This is a genomic window from Collimonas rhizosphaerae, assembly GCF_038896935.1.
Taxonomy (GTDB): domain Bacteria; phylum Pseudomonadota; class Gammaproteobacteria; order Burkholderiales; family Burkholderiaceae_D; genus Collimonas; species Collimonas rhizosphaerae.
Window position 1 is genome coordinate 1 of sequence record NZ_JBANDC010000044.1, and the last position, 4,284, is coordinate 4,284.

The following is a 4,284-nucleotide window of genomic DNA, read 5'->3' on the forward strand; positions in this document are numbered from 1 at the left end:
CCCCACCCCCAACAGCAGTCTGACTTCGCTGTCGACTTCGGCTTCGACCGGCATTGTCTCGCTGTCTACTTCGGCATCAACTGGCTTGAGCACCACCAACAGCAGCGTAAATTCGCTGTCGACCTCGGCTTCGACCGGCATTGTTTCACTGTCGACTTCGGCCTCGACTGGCTTGAGCACCACCAACAGCAGCATCACATCGCTGTCGACCTCGGCGTCGACCGGCATTGTTTCGCTGTCGACTTCGGCGTCGACGGGTTTGAGCACGACCAACAGCAGCGTGAGTTCGCTGTCGACCTCGGCGTCGACCGGCATTGTTTCGCTGTCGACTTCAGCGTCGACCGGCTTGAGCACCACCAACAGCAGCGTCGCATCGCTGTCGACTTCAACCTCGACCGGAATTGTTTCGCTGTCGACTTCAGCGTCGACCGGCTTGAGCACCACCAATAGCAGTGTCTCGTCGTTGTCGACTTCAACATCCACTGGCATCGCTTCGCTGTCGACGTCGACTTCGACCGGGTTGAGCACCGCCAATAGCAGTGTCTCGTCGTTGTCGACATCGACATCCACCGGCATCGCCTCTCTGTCGACTTCCACCTCGACCGGCTTGAGCACAGCCAACAGCGGCGTGGCTTCGCTGTCGACGTCGACCTCCACCGGCCTGAGCACCGCCAACAGCAACGTCACATCGCTGTCGACCTCGACGTCAAGCGGCATCAGCACCGCCCAGAGCGGCGTGACATCCTTGTCCACAGGCTTGAGCACGACGGTCGCTTCGCTGTCGACCGGCATCACGACCGCCGGCCTTACCGTGACCGGTGCAACCACCACCAATGGCATCGACAATAGCGGTCAGAAGATTACTAACCTGGCTGCAGGTACGGCAGACACCGACGCCGTGAATGTCAGCCAGCTGAATTCGCTGTCGACCACCACATCAAGCGGTTTGAGCACGGCCAATAGCAATGTCTCGTCGTTGTCGACATCGACATCCACCGGGATCGCTTCGCTGTCGACCTCGACTTCGACCGGCCTGAGCACCACCAACAGCAGCGTGGCTTCGCTGTCGACTTCAACCTCCACCGGCCTGAGCACGACCAATAGCAGCGTGACCTCGCTGTCGACTTCGACCTCCACCGGCCTGAGCACCACCAACAGCAACGTGGAGTCCTTGTCGACATCGACTTCGACAGGCATCGCTTCGCTGTCGACCTCGACCTCAACAGGGTTGAGCACAACCAACAGCAGCGTGACTTCGCTGTCGACTTCAACCTCGACCGGGCTGAGCACCACCAACAGCAACGTGGCGTCGTTGTCGACATCGACATCCACCGGCCTGAGCACCACCAACAGCAATGTGGATTCCTTGTCGACCTCAACGTCGACGGGAATTGCTTCCTTGTCGACTTCAGCCTCGACCGGCCTGAGCACCACCAACAGCATCGTGAGTTCGCTGTCGACCTCGACTTCAGCCGGATTGAGCACGGTGAACAGCAATGTGGGTTCGCTGTCGACCGGACTCTCCAACCTGCAAACGTCGGGCGTTGCCAACTACTTCAAAGCAGACGGCAAGCAGGATGGCCTGGATGATGCGAAGGTAAGCGCCGGTTCGAATTCTGTAGCCATCGGTGCGAATTCAATCAACCAGTCGGTGGTTGGCACGGATCGGCCTAATGTGGTGTCGGTCGGTTCCTTCGGTAAAGAGCGGCAGATCATCAACGTCGCAGCCGGTACGGAAAATACCGATGCGGTCAACGTCAGCCAGCTCAATTCATTGTCGACCTCGACCTCGGCCGGCCTCGGTTCGCTGTCGACCGGCCTGAGCACCACCAACAGCAATGTCGGTTCGCTGTCGACCTCCACCTCGACGGCCCTGTCGACCAATACCAGCAGCATCAATTCGCTGTCGACCGGCCTGTCCAGCACTACCTCGAACGTCGGATCGCTGTCGACCGGCCTGTCGACGACGAATAGCAATGTGAGTTCGCTGTCGACGTCAACCTCGACCGGGATTGCCTCGCTGTCGACGGGCATTTCTTCCCTGTCGACCGGATTGAGCCAGGTGTCATCGCTTTCCACTGGCCTGAACAACGTTACCAATGGTGCGACTTCGTTGTCGACAGCATTGAAACCGCTGGTCGATAGCAGCAATGCTGCCGCGGCCAATGGCGCCACCATCGGCGCGACCACCATAGGCGGCGCCAATAGCGACGGCACGGTGCGGACCCGCGGCACCAGCGGCACGGCGATCAATAATGTGAACGCCGCCACCTGCAGCAGCGTCAACGGCATAGACGCCACCGGCACAGGCCTGTGTGCGCAGGCGACCAAGGATGGCGCAACGGCGATCGGCTCGAATGCCCAGGCGACCGATACCAACACTACCGCGGTGGGCTTCCGTGCGCTGGCTTCGCAAGCCGGTTCGGTGGCGATTGGCAACAATGCCCGGGCGACCGGCGATCCGACGGTAGCGATTGGCCAGAACGCATTGGCGTCGGGTAACGACGCGGTTGCGACAGGCGCCGGCGCACAAGCTACGGCGAACCGTTCGGTAGCGCTGGGTGCGTATTCGGTAGCGGACCAGGACAACACGGTGTCGGTCGGCTCTGCCGGCAACGAGCGCCGCATCACGAATGTCGCGCCAGGCGTCAATCCGACCGATGCAGTGAACGTATCCCAGTTGCGCGATGTGCAAAACCAGCTGGGCGACGTCAAGCGCATTGCCTACTCCGGTATCGCCATGAGCATGGCTTTGTCGGGTGCGGTAATGCCGCCCCTGGATGCGGGCGACAAGGGAGTAGGCGTGGGTCTAGGCTCTTACCAGGGTTACGGTGCGTTGGCCTTGCAGTTCAAGGCGATCAGCAAGACCGGGCAAAGCGCCTGGGGAGCCGGCGCCAGCACTACCGGCAGTGCGACAGGCTTCAGCGCTGGCTACGGCTTCAAGTGGAAATAAATCGTGCCGCTTGATCCCTTATCGCAAACCGTAGTTATTTTGTATAGAGCCAACCATGAATAAAATCTACCGCACTGTCTACAGCCAAGTCCTGGGGGCCTGGATTGCGGTCTCGGAACTTGCTGCCGCCAAGGGCAAACGATCCGGTTCCAGCCGTTCGGCGAGCGCGCCGGCCGCGGTGCAAGGCGCGGTGTGGGAAGCGCTCCTGGCAGGCCGGCTTCCGCTCAAGGCATCGGTGCTGGCGCTGACGCTGGCGCTGCCTTTGTCGGGATATGCTGCAACTATCGCCAACGGCGGCGGTTCCGGTTGCGGTCCTTCATACACAGGCCTGGACGGCACGGTGTTTACCGCACCTGGCGCGGCAACCATGTACCAGACCGATGGCAGCAACTATTATTCGATCGTTGCGGGTTGCGGCGCGAGCGGAGGTGGTTTTACCGCCGTGACGCTGTTCGGGACGGGCACCCAGGTCAAAGGCAACTACGGCACGGCAATGGGCTTCATGGCACAGGCCGGGACACAAGCTACCGCTGTCGGCGTGCAAGCGACCGCTTCAGGCACCAGCAGCGTAGCACTCGGTTTGCTGAGCCAGGCGACACAAACCAATACTGTCGCCATCGGTTCCGGCGGCAGCACTACGGCGCCGACCATCGCCAATGCCACCCAGGCCGGGGCGGCCGGCGCGGTGGCGATCGGCGGTAATGCCACCAAAGGCGCGCAAGCCCTGGCAACGGACGGACTGGCCATAGGCGGCGAGTCGTCGGTGGCGACAGGGGCTACTTCGGGCGTGGCGCTGGGACGCGGCGCTACGGCGTCATATGCCAACAGCGTGGCGCTTGGCGCCGGCTCGACCACCGGGGCAGCTGCACCGACCGGCGCCGGTTTCCTGACGAATGCGGCAGCGCCGGCTTCTGAAGTCTCGGTGGGATCGGCCGCGGCATTGCGCCGCATTACCAATGTCGCGGACGGCTCGGCGCAGCAGGATATAGCGACCGTGGCGCAATTGAGCACGGGGGTGAGCAGCCTGTCGACCGGCATCACCTCTCTGTCTACGTCGGTTTCCACCGGCTTGAGCACCACCGGCAGCAATGTGAAATCGCTCTCGACTTCAACCTCGACCGGCTTGAGCACTGCCAATAGCAGTGCAGCTTCGCTGTCGACCTCGGTTTCTACCGGCATTGTTTCGCTGTCGACTTCGGCGTCGACTGGCTTGAGCACCACCAACAGCAGCGTCACGTCGCTGTCGACTTCGGCTTCTACCGGCATTGTTTCGCTGTCGACTTCGGCGTCGACTGGCTTGAGCACCACCAACAGCAGCGTCACGTCGCTGT

2 protein-coding genes are annotated in these 4,284 nt (G+C 61.7%); both read left to right on the forward strand.

What is annotated here, in order from left to right; genetic code table 11:
- Positions 1-2,953 (forward strand): YadA-like family protein (locus V8G57_RS26185; RefSeq protein WP_342831965.1); only part of this gene is annotated, 2,953 nt, incomplete at its 5' end.
- Positions 2,954-3,008: 55 nt separating this feature from the next.
- Positions 3,009-4,284: ESPR domain-containing protein (locus V8G57_RS26190; RefSeq protein WP_342831967.1), on the forward strand; the 1,276-nt coding region annotated here is incomplete at its 3' end.